We start from the raw sequence: 18,895 nt of genomic DNA, 5'->3' as shown, positions 1-18,895 counted from the left end.
CGCCCGCGGTCCAAACCTAAGGGCCTGCCGGTCATCAAGGTGTTGCTTTCGAGGTTGGTGCTCGTTGATGGCGTATGCGCATCCCGGACGAGACTCGTGATCAACTTACCGTGAAGTTTGCGGTGTTGCTCCCGCATCTGGACGAGCGACAGCGGCGGTTGCTGATGGCCGTAGAGGCCCGAAGCCTGGGCCATGGCGGCATCCGGGTCGTGGGCCGGGCGGCTGGAGTGAACGCGGTCAAGCCGTCGGGGGGCTTCACGAAGAAGGACTTCCCACGCTTCCTGGATCTGCTCCACCGGCGCCTGGACGGCCCCGTCACCGTCACCGTCATCTGGGACAACTGCTCCAGCCACATCAGCAAACACGTGAAGCAGTACGCGCAGCGCAAGGACTGGCTCACGATCATCCAGCTGTCCTCCTACGCACCGGAGTTGAACCCCGTCGAGCTGCTCTGGGCGCACACCAAGGAGAAGATCGCGAACCGGGCGTTCCGTTCGATTCATGAGCTTCACCAGGCCGTGAAGAACGCCCTTCGCTACATCCAGCGCCACCCCGAACTCCTCATCGGATTCCTGGCCGGGACCGGCCTCGAACTCAGCCACCCGTAGCAAGCCCGTAATCAAAGGTCAGTACAAGAGCAGCGCAGACGAGGACCGCGGATGCACCAAGGGAATTGCGGGACATGAGGAACTCCCCTCCGATGACGAGAAATGCGACTGAACACGCAGTCAAGCCGGGATAAGCAGTGAGGTAGTCCCGGTTCCCGGGCTGATCACCGTGCCGTGTGCCGTAAGGTTGGCAGTAGACACCGGCGCTCCTCGGTGAAACACGGGGCCTTCTTGCAGAGAGGGCCGCGACTCTCCCTCAGCTTGCAGCTTGTAGACCCGCTTCCGGACCCGCTTCCGCGCCGCCGGCAAGCTCAGTCTCATGGACGTCACTGTGCTACGAAAAACGCCGCGATGAAACTCTAAGAAACTCAGCGGAACGGCGAAGGAAGCCATTATGAGCTTCTCGTTGCCTAGCAGGCGCTGGTACGATCATCACTGGAAGGTGAGAATTGCGAAGACAGTATCTGATGACTGTTGCGTAACGTGGGGCAAACAGGCTCCGCCGTGGAGCCCCTACCACTAGCAGGTCCCCTTTCTGCTGTGCTATATGCGTTAGTACTTCACCCGGCGCGCCACGGACGATGCGCTTCTCCACCGTCAGGTCGTCGCCGAACTGTGCTTGACGGCATGCCTCCTCGACATCCTGACGGGCGTGTTCTTGCTGGACCCGACATAGCTCGGGGCATGGGGTCATGCGCTCGGCTACTTCGCCACCGATCGGGCTCCATACGTTGACGACCGTCAGGACAGCCCGGCGCAGCCGCGCTTCGCTCGCTGCGTGTCGAAGCGCCTGCACACTTCCGGGGGTACCGTGGACTCCTACAATGACGCGCCTTGCACGCCGACTGAGATTGGCGAGCATTTTCCTCACTTTTCTATTCATTCTTTTTCGGACCTTCTCTGGCATTACTTCGACCCGCGATAGGCAATTTAAGAATTGCGTGTGCATGCCAGTTCCACTGGTCGCCGTTTCCATGTGCGGAGAACCTCCGGACCCTACCTTCGGCCTTATGCATCCACCCTGAGACTGAGGCATGCGCAAATCGCCCCCCAATCAGAAGACCCGGCGATTACTCTTGAACGCTCTACCGTTACCCCTCAGGAGGGCGATACGTTCGATTTGTGGAATCGGGCTTTGCTTGACCTGATTCCACCAGCTGATGACCACTGGGAAGCTCCCCGTATGGACACGCGACCGCTACTGCACGGTGCACGGCCTCACTCCGCGCCTCCGCATCCTCCAGGTCACTTTCAGTACAGCTCACCCAGTCGCCCGCCGGCCAGATCCGTTCGGCCCTACCGGGGGGGGCATCAGCCCCGGCTGCGGGTAGACCCTTCGTCCCCTCCCCCAGGTACTTCGCCCTACGTGGCGGACCGCAGCTCGGGCAGGGGACGGGCAATCTCAGTCGTCGACAGAGGACCGCGCCCCGCCACCCCGAGTCTCACAGCCGTTGACACGATGCTAGCTTGCACACAAGCGCCACCATTGACAGGCACATCAACACGAGCAGACCCTCGGCCAATGCATGGAAGGGAAACGCGCACCACGTCATACCGGGCAGGCTAGGAGTCCGGCTGTGTCGCCCCGGGTACGCCGCGCCGGGGCCGGGAGAAGTGTGCCGCACGGTTCGGAGTGGCCGGAAGCTGAAAACGTCTGGCCGGCGGTCATGCTCCGCAGCTCTGCTGTGTTCTCCGGCCGGCGGGGCGGGTCAGTTCTTGGGTGCGAGGTGTGCGCAGAGGCGGGCTCGTTGGCGGGGGCCGAGGCAGCGTAGGCGGTGGTCGCCGGGGATGTTCAGCTCGGTGAGGATCTTTTGGGCGCGTGTCTTGCCGATGCCGGGGAGCGAGGTGAGGAGCGAGAGCACCGGCATCTTGCGGAGGGTGTGGGAGGGGCTGTCGAGTACCTCGGTCAGGGTCAGCTCGCCGCGCTTGAGTGCTTTCCTTGCCTCGGCGCGTTCCCGCCGGGCTGCGAGGGCTTTGTCGAGGGCGGCCTGGCGCTGTTGGGGGGTGAGTGGGGGAAGTGTCACGGGAGGCGCTCCTTTCGCCTGGCGGTCAACAGGGCCATGATGCCTCGGCTGCTACGGCACTGACCAGCGGCTTCCCGCAGACGTCGGTCCAGGCGGGCGGGCCGGGCCGGCCCGCGGTGGGGGTGTAGGGGATCCCCGCCGCGGCCCGTGGGCTCTCCTCGACGTGGTGCGAGCGGTCCGTGGGGTCAGAAGGGGGGCGCCCGTAGGGGCGTCGGTGTCGGTGGTTTCGGCGGGAGGGGGTGTGGTGGGGCGTGTGCTGCTGGCGGTGGCCCAAGGGTAGTCGGGTGCTGTTTCTCGGGGTGGTATGCCGCGTGTGGTGCGGCGATGGTGACGGTGGTGAACGTCATCGAGGCGCCTACGTCGTCGACGTCCATCACCATGCGGGAGCGTTTCTCGCCTTCGGGGGTCTCCCACCGGTCGGTCCGCAGGCGGCCGGCGACCACCACCCGTGTCCCTTTGGTCACGTTGGACTCCGCGAGGTTCTCGGCGAACTGCCGCCATGCGCTGCAGTCCAGGAAGGTGGCTTCGCCGTCCTGCCAGGTGTTGGTGTCACGGCCGTAGGAGCGGGGGGGGTGGAGGCGACGGTGAACCGGGCGAACGGTACCCCGGCGGAGGTGAATCCCAGCTCGGGATCGTCGACGAGGTTCCCGATCACTGTCAGTGGAAGGTCGTTACGCATGGCACGGAGCCTAATGGGACTCTGCCGTGACCGGGTGGCACCGGCTGGTGTCGAGGTGCACAGCCGGGGCCTGGTCCTGGCCACTGTCGACGCCCAGGGAAGGCTGTGGCGGTCCGGGGCATGTGAGGGTACGCCGCGGCTTGCGGCGGGCACAACGGCGCAGTGTGTGTGGCCCACGGCAGTTGCTTCCAGTTCGTCATAACGAGGGGTGTGGGCAGTTCGTGAGGGTGACAGCTGGGTGTAGCTGTTGCCGGTTGCGTAGGGCCGCTGATGACCTGGCGGTGGCGGTACCGGGGGCGGAGCGGTGCAATCTTTCGTCTTCAGTTCACTGTCGCCGGTCTGTGATGTGAGTGATTTCACTTTGAGCCGGGAGGTCTTCATGAAGGCAATGGGCAAGCTGGCGATCACCATCGGTCCCGCACTGGCAGCGGCAGTGGGGGTGATGCCTGTCGCTGCGGCAGCTGCGGTCAGTGCGGATCCGCTGGAGCCGACATACCAGTGCATGTCCCTTGTTGACGAGGAACTTCCCTACGCCGAGGGCTTCAATTGCGTGGCAGTCAACGGGGCTCTCGAGCATAGCCCCTATCTTGGGGAGTTTCCGTATTGAGGATGCGCGCGGCCGTGCCGTGGTCTGTGATGTGGTTCCTCCCTTCTCGGGCCTGGCGGATCTGCCCAGGCGTGTCGTAGGGCGGTGCTGCCACCAGGCTGTGGGCATGCCGGCCTTCTGATGCTGCGGTACCGGTGTCTCGTGGCCGGCCGGCGCGCATGGCGGAGGAGAGAAGGCAGCCGTACCAGCCTGGTGCCGGGTTCACCCCGTGCTTTTCGGGCCTGGGTGAGTTCGGTGCTGGGGAGAAGTGTCCGCGTTGCCCGTGAGTGCGCCTCAGCGCCCGTCTGAGGCGCACTCCGGGGTGGCGAGTTCTGGACAGCCGTCAGGTGGGCGTTTGGCCGTGCTGCAGACGGCTGCCGACGAGGTCGCCACCGGCAGCAGCATCCTGCCCCTGCCTTGGACAGCAGCATGTTCATTCACCACCGAATGTGGGACGGGGCCGTTTGCTGGACAGACCGTGGGGTGGCTTCAGCCGGCGGGTGCGGCACGATGTGGTGGCGGTTACCAGCCGATTTCGTCGCAGCCTTGGTGGTTGGCTGGTTCGATCTGCAGGGTGGCGTGTGTGACGCCGTGGCGTCGGCGCAGTACGTCGCGGGCCTGATCGAGGACGGTGTGGTTGTCGGCTTGGTTGTGGGCGACGAGGTGGGCGGTGGCGACGGGCATGCCGGAGGTCAGGGTCCACAGGTGCAGGTCGTGTACTGCGGTGACGCCGTCGATGGTGGCCAGGTCGGTACTGACCTTGTCGATGTCCATGTCCTCGGGGACGTGCTGGCCCAGCACGGCGAGCACCTGGCGGCCCAGCATGGCGGCGCGGATGACGATGAAGGCTCCGATCGCGAGAGCGATGACGGTGTCCCAGACCGCGTTGCCGGTCGATGCCACCAGCCAGCCCGCCACGATGACACCCACCGATCCGGCCGTGTCGGCGACGACTTCTAGGTAGGCGCCCTTGACGTTCAGGCTCTCCGAGGCTCCGCCACGCAGCAGCAGGAGAGCGACGATGTTGATGGCCAGGCCGATCGCACCGACTACGAGCATCGGCCCGGTGGCCACTTCGGGGGTGGTGCCGATGCGTCCGACGGCCGCGGTGACGATGTAGACGCAGACGCCCAGCATCATCAGTACCGCGAAGGCGGAGGCGAACACTTCGGCGCGGTAGGAGCCGTAGGTGCGGCGGCCAGTGGTGTCGGGGCGGGTGGCGATCCGGCTGGCTGCCAGTGCGGCCGCCAGTGTCACCACGTCGGCGGCCATGTGCCCTGCGTCGGACAGCAGTGCCAGTGATCCCGAGATCAGCCCGTATGCCAGCTCGATGACGAAGAACGAGGCGGTCAGCCCGAACGCGACCGTGAGCCGCCACCTGTGCCGTCCGGTGGCCGAACCCCCGCCGTGGCTGTGCCCGTGGCCCATCAGTGTCCCTCTCCGGCGGCCAGGGCACCCAAGAGGCCGCCGGCCGCCCATGACGTGTGGCCGTTCCCACGAATGGGCTGACCTGGATAGCCGTCCATGTAATGACGATAGAGGGTTGTTGCGGTGTACACAAAGGCTGTACCGATGACCGTTATCGTCTCTGATAACAAGGCCGTGACCTGCGCAAATGCAAAGGCGCAAGGGACGGCACGACCCAGGCGGAGGTGCTGGTCGACTTCGGTCGTGAGGATCGCCTGCACGTCGAGGGGCTGCATCGCCTGGTGTTGAGTGCCACTCAGGATAGTGATGTTGAGGGGCGGAGGGTGCCACTCCGGATGAGCATGGCGATGTGATCGTTGCAGGTGGGTTGATCTCCGGAGTGCCGAGGGGCACGGTGAACCGTTCCGACTTCTCTGCCGCTCCGTTGTGAGCCATCAGAGAGGATGGGACACGTGCCCAAGAAGATTGACCCCGCGCTTCGGAGCCAGGCTGTGCGTCTGGTGACCCACCATCGGTCGGAGTACTCCACCGAGCGTGCTGCCCATGTCCAGGTTGCCGAATCACTCGGAGTCTCACGTGAGTCCGTGCGCCGCTGGGTGGCTCAGCACGAGATCGACATGGGTGTCACCGCAGGCGTGAGTACGGACGAGCGCGAGGAACTGCGCAGGCTGCGAGCGGAGAACAAGCGGCTACGTGAGGTCAACGAAGTCCTCAAGTCCGCGACGATTTTCTTCGCGGAGGAACTCGACCCCCGAAACCGCTGATCGTCGCCTTCGTCGACCAGATGAAGGCCGTCGGTCATGCCGTCGAGTCGATCCTCAGCGCCCTGAACACCGCAGGACTGAAGATCGCGGCACGAACCTTGCGAGCCTGGTGTGCCCCTGCAACGGGCACGAACGGACCCGCGCCCCGGACTGTGAGTGACGCCCTGGTCGAGGACGCTGTCCGCCGGCCGGCCTTCACCACCAACCAGGCCGGGCAACGTGTCCTTGCCCCTGAAGGGCTCTATGGCCGGCGCAAGATGCTGGCTCTCATCCGCCGCACCGTGCCGCCTGATGCCGGGTTCGGCGCCGTCGACCGCGCCATGCGCTCCCTCGGCCTGGCCGGCGTCGTGCACGGGCGAAGACTCAGAACCACGATCCCCAACCCGGCCGACACCCGGGCAGCGGATTTACTGAACAGGGACTTCACCGCTCCGGCCCCGGATCAGAAGTGGATCACCGACTTCACGGATGTGCGCACGTACCAGTCATTCACCTACGTAGCGTTCATCGTGGACTGCTTCTCCCAGAAGATCGTGGGCTGGCACACTTCCATCAAGCGGGACGTGGAGCTGGTCGACGTGCCACTTCGGATGGCGTTGTGGCGCCGCAGCCACGAAGGAACCCCCGTCGGGCGCGGCCAGTTGATCCACCACAGCGATGCCGGGTCACAACTTGGGTTCAGCCAGTCGTTGCAACACCTTGATTACGGAGGTGCGCGATGGGGCGAGACGAGAAGCAGATGCCGAAGGCGCCTGCGGGTGCGCGACGGCAGTGGGCGGCGGATCGGGCGTTGCGACCGCCGATGCGTTCGCCGGGCCGGCCGGAGCCGTCTCGTGCGGTGCAGCGGGACTTCTGGCGGCGGATCGCGTCGGGAGTAACGACGGCAGAAGCCGCGGTGGCTGTTGGTGTTTCATGGCCGGTCGGATCCCGGTGGTTCCGTCACGCTGGCGGTATGCCGCCGATCAGCCTGGATGAGCCCACGGGCCGTTGCCTGTCGTTCGCTGAGCGTGAGGAGATCGCGCTGCTGCGCGCCCAGGAGATCGGCGTGCGCGAGATCGCCCGCAGGGTCGGGCGTGACCCGGGCACGATCTCACGCGAGCTGCGCCGCAACGCGGCGACCCGGGGCGGCAAGCCGGTCTACCGGGCTCTGGTGGCGCAGTGGAAGGCGCAGCAGGCCGCGAAGCGCCCGAAGACCACGAAGCTCGTAGGCAACGACAGGTTGCGCGAGTACGTGCAGGATCGGCTCGCCGGCAGTGTCCGTCGACCCGACGGCACGATCATCACCGGGCCTGAGACGCGCGCGTGGAAGGGGTTGAACAAGCCGCATCGGCAGGACAGGCGATGGGCGACAGCGTGGAGCCCGGAACGGATCTCGCACCGACTGCGTGCCGACTTCCCCGATGATGAGTGTCCATGCGCATCAGCCACGAAGCGATCTACCAGGCGCTGTTCATCCAGGGCCGTGGCGCGGCGCCCTGGCAACGGCCCACGAACGAGAACACGAACGGGCTGCTGCGTCAGTACTTCCCGAAGGGCACCGATCTGTCCCGGTGGTCGTCCGCAGACCTCGAAGCCGTCGCCCTGGCGATCAACAACCGGCCCCGCAAGATCCTCGGCTGGCGGACACCAGCCGAGGTCTTCGAGGAGCAGCTACGCTCACTACAACAGCCCGGTGTTGCAACGACCGGTTGAACTGGCCGAATACACGAGTGACGAATTCCGCACCGAGATACGCAAGTTGCGTATGCGGCGGTCGATGGGACGTGTCGGCTCTTGTTACGATAACGCCGCCGCCGAAAGCTGGTTCGTCGTCCTCAAATCGGGGATCGGAACCACCGTCTGGGCAACCCGCGAGGCCGCCCGGGCCGACGTTTTCCGCTACATCGAGGTCGAGTACAACCGCAGCCGGCTCCGCCGGCACCCCGACTACGGGTACGCCACTCCGCTCGAAACGAGATCCCTGCTCAGGCAGAACCTCGCCTTGGCAGCGTAAACACCCGCTGCCCAGCTCGCAGGGGGAACTTCATCCCGAGTTGCACGCAGTCGCGTTGCGAGATTCGTTGGCGCATGCCTTGCTCATGTTGGCAGGGTGCTGATGTGGCCTTGATGTGCTCTCTGCTGATGAGTCGGAGGCAGTGCGGCGGAGCGCCGGGCGCGTGGCCCGCTCCCGGACACCCGTAGGGTATGGCTTTCGCATAACGGACTCGCCCCTTCCTACTGACTTCGGCTCGTCAGGGTGGCGTTGGGCTGTCGAGGGCGAGGCCGGTGCCGGCTATGAAGCCGTCGAGGATGTGAGGGCGGTACTGGAGGCGTTTGAGTCGGTTGCGGACGAGGGTTTCGAGCCGGTCGAGGGCCATGACGGCGAGGTTGGCGAGGCTGCGTTTGACGTGTGCCCACACCCATTCGACGGGGTTGAGGTCCGGCGAGTAGGCGGGGAGCAGGAACACCGTCAGCCATGCTCGCTCGGCGACGAGGTCGCGCATCCTGTGGGAGACATGGGTGTTCAACCGGTCCCACACCAGTACGATCGGCGCTCTGACCAGCTGATGAACTCCGTCGACGAGCGCGATGAAGTCCCGCTCGCCCATGCTGCGGCGCGTGCCACCGCCGGCGGGGTGGGTCCGCAGGCGGTGGCACAGTCGGGTCCGGGAGCCGGGCCGCATCGCGATCAGCCCGGCCACGGAGAGCCGTCCGGAGCGGCGTCCGCTGACCGTCACGACCGGGGTGTGGCCGCGGCGGCCCCAAGTCCGTCCGCGGGGCGGCCGTCGGGTGAAGCCGGCTTCGTCCTCGAAGCAGATGTAACCCCCGCAGGCCGCCCGTGCCCTTTTACCTCCCGCCAGGTCGCCTCCTTCCAGGTCGTCACGGCCTGCTCGTCGCGCTCGGCGACCCGTCGTGCGGGGACCTGCGGGGAAAAGCCGAGGCGGTGCATCAGCCTCGTGGCCCCGGACACGCTGTAGGAGACGTGGAACTTCCTGCCGATCAGTGTGGCCACCCTCGCCGCGGTCCACACCTGGTCTTCCACCCAGCCGTGCGCGGCAGGTCCCTCATCGAGGCACGCGGCCAGCTTTTCCAGGCAGCGTGGCGACAACCGACACCGTGATCCACTCGGTCCACGTGAGGCCAGAGCCTTGGCCCCGCCGTCCCGCCACAGCCGGTGCCATTCATAAGCCGACTTCCGACTCACCCGCAGCCGCCGGGCGACATCCGGCGGCTTGATCTTCTGCTCGAACAGCTCGACCGCCCGCATCCGAACCGACTCCCGGCGCCGACGCCCCCCAGGACTCAGCCCACCCCCATCTGCATACCTCATACACCACGGGATACAGACGACAGTCCAGCCCCATCAGAGACTTCACGAAAAATCACCCTGACGAGCTGAAGTCAGTAATGTTGATTCACTTTGAAGGCCTCGCTCCGGTCACGCTTTCCTTCGCGTATACCGGTCCTGCCCCGGCTTGCTCAGCTGAGGCCGGGCGGCAGCGGTTTTTCGTAGAGCCATGAGTGCAGTAGGGGTTTGATGGGGTGAGTGGCCCAGCGGTCTGCGTGGTTGATGAATGCGGCGGTGTCGACGCTTGCTCCGCGGTGGGTCCGATGCCAGGTGCGGAGCATGCCGAAGAAGCGGTGGTCGCCCATGGCTCGCCGCAGGACGTGCAGGGTGCAGGCGCCGCGTACGTAGATCCTGTCGTCGAAGATGCGGCGTTGGCCGGGGTCGGCGATGCGCAGGTCCTGGCTGCGGCGGTGGAGTGAGTGCCACTCCTGCCGGGCGAGCTGGTCGGCACTGTCCTCGCCGAGGTGTTCCGACCAGAGCCACTCCGCGTAGGTGGCGAAGCCCTCGTTGAGCCAGATGTCGCGCCAGTCGCGCAGGCTGACGCTGTTGCCGTACCACTGGTGGGCGATCTCGTGGGCCACCAGCGTCTCCCAGCCGCGCCGTCCGTCGATGTGGTTGCTACCGAACACGGACAGTGTCTGGTTCTCCACCGGGGCGGCGAGTTCGGCGTCGACCACCACCGCGCCGTACGCCTCGAAGGGGTAGTCGCCGAAGTAGTTGCTGAAGGCCCGGAGCATGTCGGGCTGGCGGGCCAGGTCATGTCGCGCGGGCTCGGCCAGTCGTGCGGGGTAGGCGTTGTGCAGGGCGATGGGCGAGCCGGCTGCGCCGATGTTCAGGTTATCGGCGTCGTGGCTGAAGCGGCCGGTGTAGAGGGCCGCGAGATAGGGCGCCATGGGCCCGGGGTGGTGGTAGGTCCAGCATTCCGAGCGGCCGCTGCGGCGGCGCTCGCGCAGGGTGCCGTTGGCCAGGACGTGGTGACCGTGCGGGACACTCACCCGGAACGTGAAGGCGGCCTTGTCGTCGGGGCGGTCGTTGCACGGGAACCAGGAGGGTGCTCCCAGGGGTTGGGAGGCGACCAGCGTGCCGTCATACGGGTCGCCGGTGCGGTCCCAGCCGATCGGTCCGAACGGCGAGCGGACCGGCCGCGGCCGCCCGCCGTAGCCGACTTCCACGGTGAAGGGGGCTCCCTGGGCGATTGGGTACGGCGTGTCCAGGAGCAGCTTTCCCCTGTGCTGGCGGGCCCGGACCTTGTTCCCGTCGATCCGTGCGCTGTGGGCGGTCAGTCGTGCCAGATCGAGTTCGACCCGCTCCAGGGGCCGGTCGGCCACGGCGTTGATGCGGGCTCGTCCGTCGAGGCTGCCGCTGCCCGGGTCGTAGGCCAGATGCAGGTCGTAGGAGACGGTGTGGTGGGCGTAGGTGCCGTGGCTCGGGAAGTAGCGGTCGTCGGTCGGTGTGATGAGGCCGTCCGCGACGGTCGCGGCGAGCGGCAGCAGGGCCACGCCCCTGAGCAGGGCGCGGCGGCTGCACCGGGTCACGCGGCCACACCGTCCTCGGTGCGGGCCGGCTCGGGCCGGGCTGCACGCTCGCCCGCGATGGGGTTGCCCGCCCACCGTGTGCCCTCAGGGACATTCTCGCCCCGCATGATCAGGGAGGAGGCCGAGATGGCGGCGCGCGCTGCGACGGTGGCCCCCGGCAGGACGATGCTGTGCGGGCCGAGTGAGGCACCCTCGGCGAGGCGCACCGTGTCCAGCTGCATGATCCGGTCGTGGAAGAGGTGCGTTTGCAGTACGCAGCCCCGGTTGACGCTGACGCCGTCCTCGAGGGTGATCAGGTCCGTCTCCGGCAGCCAATAGCTCTCCAGCCACACACCGCGGCCGATCTTGGCGCCGAGGCTACGCAGCCACAGGTTGAGCACCGGGGTTCCGGTGAACGCGCCGGCCATCCACGGCACGGCGAGGGACTCGACAAAGGTGTCGAACAGCTCGTTGCGCCACACGAAGGGCGACCAGAGCGGGTGTTCACCCGTGGTGAACCGGCCGACCAGCAGCCACTTCGCCAGGGTGGCAGTGAGCCCGGCGGCCAGTGCCGCGGCCAGCAGCAGCGGTGCGCCGACGAGCGCGGCCAGGGTGAGGCCGCCCGTATCGAGCGCGTCCTGTTCTCCCAGCAGGACCGCCTCGGCGAGCGCCACCGCGCACATCAGCGGCAGTACGCGGCACAGTTCGACGGCGGCGCGTGCCAGGACCAGCCGCCGCGGCGGCGCGAAGGTCCGTGCGGGGTCGGCCTCGGTTGCCACGCGGGGCAGCGGCATGGCGGGCCGGCCGAGCCAGGACATGCCGGGCTCGCTGTGTGCGGGGGCGTCGGAAAGCACGCCGATAAGGCCGTGGTCGGGCACGTCGTGGCCGGGACCGACGATGCCGGAGTTGCCGACGAAGGCACGCCGTCCGATGCGGACCTGTCCCACCCGCATCCATCCGCCGCGCAGTTCGAAGGGGGCGACCAGGGTGTCGTCGGCGAGGAACGCCCCGTCCTCGATGTGCAGCAGGGACGGCAGCGGCAGGACGGTGGAGATCTCGGCGTGTTTGCCGACGCGTGCGCCGAGCAGTCGCAGCCAGTGCGGTGTGGCGAGGCTCGCGTAGATCGGGAAGAGGCTGCCGCGGGCGCCGTCCAGGAGGCGGGTGGTCAGCCAGGCGCGCCAGGCCACCCCGCCGCTCGCGGGGTGCAGCCCCGGTGTGATGCCGTGGCCGAGGATGCGCACCACGGCGGCGGTGAGCAGGATCGAGCAGCCGGTCGTGACGACGGCGAACACCGGTACGGCGGCGAGCAGGCGCAGTGCCGCGTCGGGGAGGGTGGCGCAGTTGTGGACCAGGGCGTAGGCGCCGGTGAGCGCGGGGGCGGTGGTCAGCAGTGCCAGCAGCGGCAGGCCGATGAGGGAGAGGGCGTAGGCGGCGCTCCATCGCCGCGAGCGCTGCCAGGAGGGCGCGGGCCAGCCGGTGCCGGCGAGGTGCTCGGGGGCTTCGGCAGGGCGGGCCGGGGAGCCGGTCCAGCGGCGGCCGTCGGGGATCTCGCCGGCCAGGCAGCCGCCGGGGGCGAGTTCGGCGCCACGGCCGATGACGGCACCGGGCATCAGCATGCTGCGGTGACCGACGCATGCCCCGGCCCCGATGCGTACGGTGCCGATGTGCAGCGTGTCCCCGTCGAGCCACCAGCCGGAGATGTCGGCCTCGGGCTCGATGCTGCAGCCGTCGCCCAGCTCGGCGAGGCCGGTCACCGGCGGCATGGTGTGCAGCGCGACATTGCGGCCGGTGGTGCAGCCCAGTGCGCGGGCGTACAGCCGGGCCCAGGGGGTGCCGAGGAGGGACGGGATACCAAAGGCGGCCACCGTCCGCTCGGCGGCCCACAGACGCAGATGCGTCCGGCCGCCGCGCGGGTAGGAACCTGGAGTGAGGGAGCCGGTGAGCGCGCGGGCGGCTCCCGCGCCGATCGCACATCGCAGCGGTGCGCTGAAGAGCACCACCCAGCCGACGATGACCAGCCACCATGCGGTGTGCGGTGCCCAGAGGTGCGGTGCGAGCAGTCCGAGTACGTTGTCCGCGGCGGCGAGTCCGACGAGCCCGCGCAGGCCCGCGACTCCGTACAGGGCGCTCTGGACGAGGAGTTGCACGGCGGCTGCCCGGCGCGGTACCGGGCGCACCTGGCGGGTGTCGTCCGCCGTGTCGCCGAGCGAGTCGAGGTGGTCGGCCATGCCGTGTAGCACCGGATGGCGGTAGAGGTCGGCGACGGAGACGCCCGGATGGTGCTCACGCAGCAGGGACGCCATCCGGGCGGCCGTCAGGCTGGTCCCGCCCAGCGCAACGAAGTCACTGTCGAGACCGGGCCGGATGCCGAGCAGCGCTTCCCATACGCCGGCGAGCCGGGCGGCGGTGCCATGCAGCTCCTGCGGTCCGCCGGGGGGATCCGCCTCGTCGGGGCCGGCCGGCAGCGGCCAGGGCAGGGCACTCCGGTCGACCTTTCCTGATGTTCGGGTCGGCAGGCTGTCGACCTCGGCCAGTACGGGTACCAGCTGACCCGGCAGTCGCTCCGTCAACAGAGTCCGTGCCTTGTCCTGTTGGAAGCTGGAGCCACCCTCGGTGCGCAGCTCGGCGACCACATAGCCGACCAGCACCTGCGTCCCGGCCGGGGTGGTCTGCACGACAGCCGCAGCGCCGCGTACACCGGGCAGCGCGGCGAGCGCAGCGTCGATCTCGCCGAGTTCGACGCGCCGCCCGCCCAGCTTGACCTGGTCATCGGCGCGGCCGACGAAGACCAGACCCTCCGGGTCGGCGCGTACGAGGTCCCCCGTGCGGTAGGCGCGCGCGGTCTGAAGGACCGCGGAGGGCCGGAAGCAGCCGGAGTCCTTGACGGGATCGAGGTAGCGGGCCGTGCCCACCCCGCAGATCAGCAGTTCACCCTCGTCACCGTGAGCCACCGGCTGTCCGCACTCGTCGATTACCGCCAGGTGCCAGCCGCTCAGCGGAAAACCGATGCGTACCGGCACACCTGGCCGGAGGCGGGCGGCGCAGGCGACGACGGTGGTCTCGGTCGGACCGTAGGTGTTCCACATCTCGCGTTCCGGGCCGGCGAAGCGGTCGACGAGCGCGGCCGGGCAGGCCTCACCGCCCACGATCAGCAGCCGTACCCGGCGCATGGCTTCGTCCGGCCATAGCGCGGCGAGCGTGGGCACGGTGGAGACCACAGTGATGCCCCGCTCGACCAGCCACGGACCGAGTTCGTGGCCCGCGCGGACCAGGGAGCGCGGGGCCGGTACCAGGCAGGCGCCGTGGCGCCAGGCGAGCCACATCTCCTCGCACGAGGCGTCGAAGGCGACGGACAGGCCCGCCAGCACCCGGTCGCCGGGGCCCAACGGCCGGTCCTGGAGGAAGAGTTCCGCTTCAGCGTCGACGAAGGCCGCGGCGGAGCGGTGACTGACCGCCACTCCCTTGGGTGAGCCGGTGGACCCCGAGGTGAAGATGATCCATGCGTCGTCCTGCGGCCCCGGCTCCCAGGGCGCTCCAGCCGCCGACCGGCGCAGGCCGGGTGGCTCCTCCTCCCGGCTCAATACGGCGCAGACCCCGGCCTCCTTGAACACGGCGGCGGCACGCGCGTGCGGGTCGTCGGCGTCCACCGGCACATAGGCGGCCCCACTGCGCAGTACGGCGAGAATCGACAGATACAGGTCGGCCGTGCCGGAAGGCACTCTGACACCGACCCGGTCCCCCGGGCCGATTCCCCGGTCCGTGAGCTGCCGTGCGCGGCGTCCGGTCTCCGCGCACAGTTCGCGGTAGCTGATCACCTCGGTACCCGTATCCAGGGCGGGTGCCTCGGGATACGCGGTGGCCGTGGCGTCGAGTATCCCGAGCAGTGTCCGCGCAACGGGTGCAGCTCCACTGCGGTACACGGCTCGTTCGCGCAACGGCACGGGCGGTTCTAAGGATGGCTGGGGAAGGGACGGCGACATCGATATGCCTCTGTTCTGGTCCGGTGGGCAAACCCGCGGATACTTCGCCCGTACAGATGGCGCCAACCTGGTGCCGGGTTCGCGCTCCGGGCCGGAATTCCCCCAATCGAACGCACATGACCCGGGCTCCGGCCATGGTTCGGCAGGTGACACCTCATCGCAGCCGCCAGAGCCTGACCACCCCAGGGGAAAGAATTGACCAGGCACGGAAACTGTTTTCGGACGTACGCCGCTCTCCGGGAAAAACCCAGATCAGAGGCTCGCCAGCGGCCTGCCGCGGAGCCAGCAAGCCAAGCTTTGACTATGTAATGCCAAAACCTACGACTTCATCCGAACGCCACCTCGACACTTCCCGCCAAAACCTCCCCACCACCACACGGGGCTACACGGGGCGGCGCTGTGCGGCCACTTCGGGATGTTGACCGCGCGGGCGACGACCAGAACAACGATCAGCAGCCTCCACAAGTATGAGCAACTTCGCCCAGCGGTTGAGCAGCATCACACCGGTGGGACCGAACGCCATGGCATTGGTGAAGGACAGCTACAAGCAAGTGCCGGAACACGGGCTCCCGGTGCTCCGGCACGAGGCCGGCCGCCTGCATCTGCGGAAGAGGACATCGGGATACGCCCGGGTGGTGTGTATGCGCGCGGCGGAACCCGGTCCCACTCCCGATACCACAGCGCGAAGACGAATGACATTCGTCATGCAGCACCGTCTCCCTACCCGCGCACACGGCGCGTTCCAGGGCTGTGACATGACCGCGCTCCTACCACCGCGGTACAGCGTGGCGGAACGGGGTAGTCCTTATCCATGCCGATCCCCGCACGCCGGGCCGCAGTCGTGGCCCTCGCCATTCTGGCGACCGCCGTCACCGGCTGTTCGTCCGGCCAGACGCACTCCGATGCGAAGAATGACTCCGCACACCCCGGAACATCAACGTCCGCTTCCTCTGTGCCGCCCGGTTCGCTCCCCACGGGCCCCGGACCTCAGAGCACGTACAGCGTTCAGCAGCAGCCCGCCCCAGGCTCCTGCCACTTTGGCTACACCGCCGACAAACAGCCACTCCCCGACTCGAAGTGCACGCCCGGGGCGACCAATCCCAACGTCACACCCGGCACACTGAAAACCACGATCTGCCGCAGCGGCTACACCTCCGGCATCCGGCCGCCCCTCAGCATCACCAGCCGCGAGAAGAAGGCCAACGCCGCATCGTACGGCTATACGGGAAACCCACACGACTCTGAATACGACCACCTCGTCAGCCTGGAACTGGGCGGCGACCCCAACGACGCACGCAATCTGTGGGTCGAGCCCCCCTCTCCGGGCCACCGGCCCGGCTCCGGGCCCAACAACCCCAAAGACGTGGTGGAAAACAGGCTCAAGGCCGCGATCTGCACGGGAAAGGTAGAGCTGACGAAAGCCCAGTACGCCATCGCCCACGACTGGACCACGGCGGAAGCCACGCTCGGCCTCAAGCAGTAGCGAGCCAGATGCAGCACCACCGCGCCTGGCGCCTCGGGGCCGATGAGCACCCGCAGCACAGCATGATCACCATGCGGCGATCCCTGCTCTTCCCCAGGCCCGCGAGGTCGTGCGGATCCGGCGCAGGCGCTTGTGTTCGGCGCGTAGAAGTGGAGCTGACGAAACCGGGGGCTTGGCAAACCGCCACTCCCCCAGCGCCGCCGCGTCGACCGCGACTCCCACTGATTCGGCCCGACGAACAGCCCCGCCACCGGTGGGCCGTTTCGCGTCCTGCGGACGACGCGGCGTCACGGACAGACAGCAGCAGACCGCGCCGCGCAGGCGGCGTCGGAGGGGCATTGTCAATGGTTGGCAATGCTGTCCAGGCCGGCGAGCAGCGCGGCCAGTACTGCTGTCACGTCTGGGTCTGCGGGTCCGGCCGGCCACCAGTCGCCCTGTTCCTTGCGGTACGGGTACCAGCGTTGGTCGGTGCCCAGCCGTAGCTGGGCACCGTGTCCGTTCACCGTCAACCGGTTGCGGGCGGTGCGCAGTCTGGGGGGCTGTTCGCCCTCCCACGCTTGCTTGATCGCCTCGCGGGCCAGGTTGAGTTGCGAGGGGTTTGGGTCCCACGCGCTGTCCAGGACCGGCAGGGCTGTGGCGCCGCCCTGCTGCCAGGCCCGTACCGCTCGTGTGAGCGCCTGTGGGGTGTGGCCTGCGTGCCGGCAGAGCCGGGCGAAGACCTCCGGCCCAGGCTCGGCCGCCGCGAGGCGTACGAGATCCTCGGCCGCGGTGAGGCCGGCCGGGCCGGTGGGCTGGTGCGGGACGCCGTGGGGCCGCGCGGCCTGGCGGAGCAGCCGGGCTGCGCGAGCGGTGGTGTCGGCTGCCAGGAATTCCAGGGCCGACGGGTCCAGTTCGGGTGCCGGGTCGCCCGTGGTTGCGAAGGATGCGACCTGGCCTGGGTGGTCGACCGCGGGTGGCGGGGCAGGGAGGGGTGCTGTCCCTGCGCGGGCGGCGGCGAATACGTCGCGGGCGGGCACACCGAGCAGTCCGGGCGGGGCGAGGGCCTGCAGTGCGGTGTCCTCGGCCGCTGCCTGGGCGGCGTTGCGCCGCTGGAGTTCGTCCATGAGTTCGCGCTCGCCGCGCCCGCGCAGCAGGAGCAGGACGAAGGGGTCGTGGTCGAGGAGGCGGGCGACCTGGTAGAAGACGGCGGCGGCGTGTTTGCAGGGGTAGCCCCAGTCGGGGCAGGAGCAGTGGGGGGTCAGTTCGCCTTGCCGGGGCAGCAGTCGGACGCCGGCCCGGGCGGCGTCGTCGGCCAGGGCGGTGGGCATGTGCCGGTCGAGGAGAGCCGCGATGTGCCCGGCCTGGCCGGCGGCGGTATCCAGGAGCAGTTCCCAGTCGCGGGGGCTGAGCTGGGGGATGTCCATCGACGTGCGGTACGGCGCGCGGCGGCTGCCTTGGACGCGGGCGGCCACCCGGCCCGGGGTGACGGTGATCTCGCCGACGTTGCCGCCGCGTGCGTAGGTCCGCCCCCGCGCAAGACGCCCGGTGGTGGAACGGTGCTTGCCTTCGAGTGCTTCCACCCACGCGTTGCCCCACCAGGATTCGGCGAAGGACCGGCGGCCGCGGGCGGGGGGAAGCGGGGGGAAGGTCCGGCTGCGGCCGTCGTCGGCGTTCTTCGGACGGCTCATCGGGGGCCCGTCTGAAGCTGGACGAGTTCGGCGAGTTCGGCGTCGGTCAGCTCGGTGAACGCGGCTTCGCCTCCACTGAGGATGGAGTCGGCGAGATTCTTCTTGCGTTTGAGCATCTCGGCGATGCGGTCCTCCACAGTGCCCTCCGCGATCATGCGGTGCACCTGGACCGGCTGGGTCTGGCCGATCCGGTAGGCCCGGTCGGTGGCCTGGTCCTCCACGGCCGGGTTCCACCAGCGGTCGAAGTGGATCACATGCCCTGCCCGCGTCAGGTTCAGGCCGGTCCCGGCCGCCTTGAGGGAGAGCAGGAAGACGGGCACCTGCCCATCCTGGAAGCGCCGCACCATCTCCTCGCGCCGACTGACCGGGGTACCGCCGTGCAGGAACTGGACGGGCACCGAGCACGCCGACAGGTGCGCCTCGATCAGCCGGGCCATCGCGGTGTACTGGGTGAAAACCAACACCGCGCCCTCCTCGGACAGGATGGTGTCGAGCAGTTCGTCGAGCAGTTCGAGCTTCCCCGAACGGCCCACCGTCTTACCCGCCGGCTCCTTCAGGTACTGGGCGGGGTGGTTGCAGGTCTGTTTCAGCGCGGTGAGCAGTTTGACCACCAGGCCACGCCGGGCGATGCCGGTGCTGGCGCCGATCTCGGCCAGAGCTTCGCGGACCACCGCCTGAGTCGTTGCAGCTGCCGTGTCCCACGCAGCTCGTGTCGCTTTATGGAGGCGCCAGCATCCCCAACCAACGGTTCCTTGAGGTGCTCGGTGTGTCTCTTTCTGCCACGACCGCAAGAGTAAATGTGACGAAGGTCACACGTCGCCATTCCGGTGTCTC

Annotated in this window: 13 protein-coding genes and 4 pseudogenes; 7 read left to right on the top strand and 10 right to left on the bottom strand. The window is 68.2% G+C overall.

What is annotated here, in order from left to right; translation table 11 throughout:
- The first annotated feature begins 74 nt into the window (after positions 1–74).
- Complete coding sequence (locus OIU81_RS37430; protein WP_443073908.1) at positions 75–608, top strand: transposase; 534 nt, start codon at positions 75–77, stop codon at positions 606–608.
- Positions 609–942: 334 nt separating this feature from the next.
- On the opposite strand, the gene OIU81_RS42550 is transcribed toward OIU81_RS37430, so the two are convergent.
- The 3 genes and pseudogenes from OIU81_RS42550 to ssb form a co-directional block, all read right to left on the bottom strand.
- Complete coding sequence (locus tag OIU81_RS42550) at positions 943–1,470, bottom strand: universal stress protein (protein ID WP_443074899.1); 528 nt, start codon at positions 1,468–1,470, stop codon at positions 943–945.
- Positions 1,471–2,317: 847 nt separating this feature from the next.
- Entirely contained in the window at positions 2,318–2,632 is a 315-nt protein-coding gene (gene mihF / locus OIU81_RS37425) for an integration host factor, actinobacterial type (protein ID WP_329142643.1), read from the bottom strand.
- 51 nt (positions 2,633–2,683) lie between these two features.
- Positions 2,684–3,311, bottom strand: a pseudogene (gene ssb / locus OIU81_RS42545) (single-stranded DNA-binding protein).
- A gap of 304 nt (positions 3,312–3,615) precedes the next feature.
- Here ssb and OIU81_RS37415 point away from each other — a divergent pair.
- Positions 3,616–3,918: a hypothetical protein gene (locus OIU81_RS37415; RefSeq protein ID WP_329142644.1), complete on the top strand. Its 303-nt coding sequence runs from the start codon at positions 3,616–3,618 to the stop codon at positions 3,916–3,918.
- 501 nt (positions 3,919–4,419) lie between these two features.
- On the opposite strand, the gene OIU81_RS37410 is transcribed toward OIU81_RS37415, so the two are convergent.
- Together OIU81_RS37410 and OIU81_RS37405 are read right to left on the bottom strand one after the other, a co-directional pair.
- Positions 4,420–5,325, bottom strand: a complete 906-nt coding sequence (locus OIU81_RS37410) for a cation diffusion facilitator family transporter (RefSeq protein WP_329142645.1) — start codon at positions 5,323–5,325, stop codon at positions 4,420–4,422.
- Positions 5,325–5,600: a hypothetical protein gene (locus OIU81_RS37405; RefSeq protein WP_329142646.1), complete on the bottom strand. Its 276-nt coding sequence runs from the start codon at positions 5,598–5,600 to the stop codon at positions 5,325–5,327. The genes OIU81_RS37410 and OIU81_RS37405 overlap by 1 nt, the downstream gene beginning before the upstream one ends.
- Before the next feature lie 177 nt (positions 5,601–5,777).
- On the opposite strand from OIU81_RS37405, the gene OIU81_RS37400 reads away from it, so the two are divergent.
- From OIU81_RS37400 to OIU81_RS37385, 4 genes and pseudogenes are all read left to right on the top strand, one after another.
- The gene (locus OIU81_RS37400; RefSeq protein ID WP_329142647.1) at positions 5,778–6,089 is read left to right on the top strand and encodes a transposase; all 312 of its coding nucleotides are present in this window, start codon (positions 5,778–5,780) and stop codon (positions 6,087–6,089) included.
- Between the two features lie 140 nt (positions 6,090–6,229).
- A pseudogene (locus OIU81_RS42540) lies at positions 6,230–6,775 on the top strand (transposase); the annotation flags it as partial.
- 53 nt (positions 6,776–6,828) lie between these two features.
- Positions 6,829–7,781, top strand: a pseudogene (locus OIU81_RS37390) (transposase).
- Positions 7,762–8,082 (top strand): hypothetical protein, encoded by a 321-nt coding sequence (locus OIU81_RS37385; protein WP_329142649.1) that lies wholly within the window; start codon positions 7,762–7,764, stop codon positions 8,080–8,082. Before OIU81_RS37390 ends, OIU81_RS37385 begins: the two are co-directional and overlap by 20 nt.
- Before the next feature lie 238 nt (positions 8,083–8,320).
- On the opposite strand, the gene OIU81_RS42535 is transcribed toward OIU81_RS37385, so the two are convergent.
- From OIU81_RS42535 to OIU81_RS37365, 3 genes are all read right to left on the bottom strand, one after another.
- Positions 8,321–9,399, bottom strand: a protein-coding gene (locus OIU81_RS42535; RefSeq protein WP_443073910.1) for an IS630 family transposase whose coding sequence is annotated in 2 segments (ribosomal slippage) — positions 8,321–8,898 and positions 8,898–9,399 — 1,080 coding nt in all. Because the reading frame shifts where the segments join, the coding sequence is not laid out codon by codon here.
- A 149-nt stretch (positions 9,400–9,548) separates the two neighbouring features.
- On the bottom strand, positions 9,549–10,952 hold the full coding sequence (locus tag OIU81_RS37370; RefSeq protein WP_329142651.1) for a M1 family metallopeptidase: 1,404 nt from the start codon (positions 10,950–10,952) through the stop codon (positions 9,549–9,551).
- Entirely contained in the window at positions 10,949–14,911 is a 3,963-nt protein-coding gene (locus tag OIU81_RS37365) for a Pls/PosA family non-ribosomal peptide synthetase (RefSeq protein WP_329142652.1), read from the bottom strand. The genes OIU81_RS37370 and OIU81_RS37365 overlap by 4 nt, the downstream gene beginning before the upstream one ends.
- 811 nt (positions 14,912–15,722) lie before the next feature.
- Between OIU81_RS37365 and OIU81_RS37360 the strand changes: the two genes are divergently transcribed.
- Positions 15,723–16,394, top strand: coding sequence for a hypothetical protein (locus OIU81_RS37360; protein WP_329142653.1), 672 nt, complete (start codon positions 15,723–15,725; stop codon positions 16,392–16,394).
- A 341-nt stretch (positions 16,395–16,735) separates the two neighbouring features.
- On the opposite strand, the gene OIU81_RS37355 is transcribed toward OIU81_RS37360, so the two are convergent.
- Entirely contained in the window at positions 16,736–18,061 is a 1,326-nt protein-coding gene (locus OIU81_RS37355) for an SWIM zinc finger family protein (protein WP_329142654.1), read from the bottom strand.
- A pseudogene (locus OIU81_RS37350) lies at positions 18,058–18,738 on the bottom strand (DEAD/DEAH box helicase); the annotation flags it as partial. The pseudogene OIU81_RS37350 and the gene OIU81_RS37355, both read right to left, overlap by 4 nt.
- Positions 18,739–18,895: the final 157 nt, after the last annotated feature.

Origin of the sequence: Streptomyces sp. NBC_01454 (genome assembly GCF_036227565.1) — a bacterium.
In the GTDB taxonomy this organism is placed as follows: domain Bacteria; phylum Actinomycetota; class Actinomycetes; order Streptomycetales; family Streptomycetaceae; genus Streptomyces.
The sequence above is the reverse complement of the archived record's forward strand: the minus strand, read 5'-3'. Positions and strand labels throughout refer to the sequence as shown.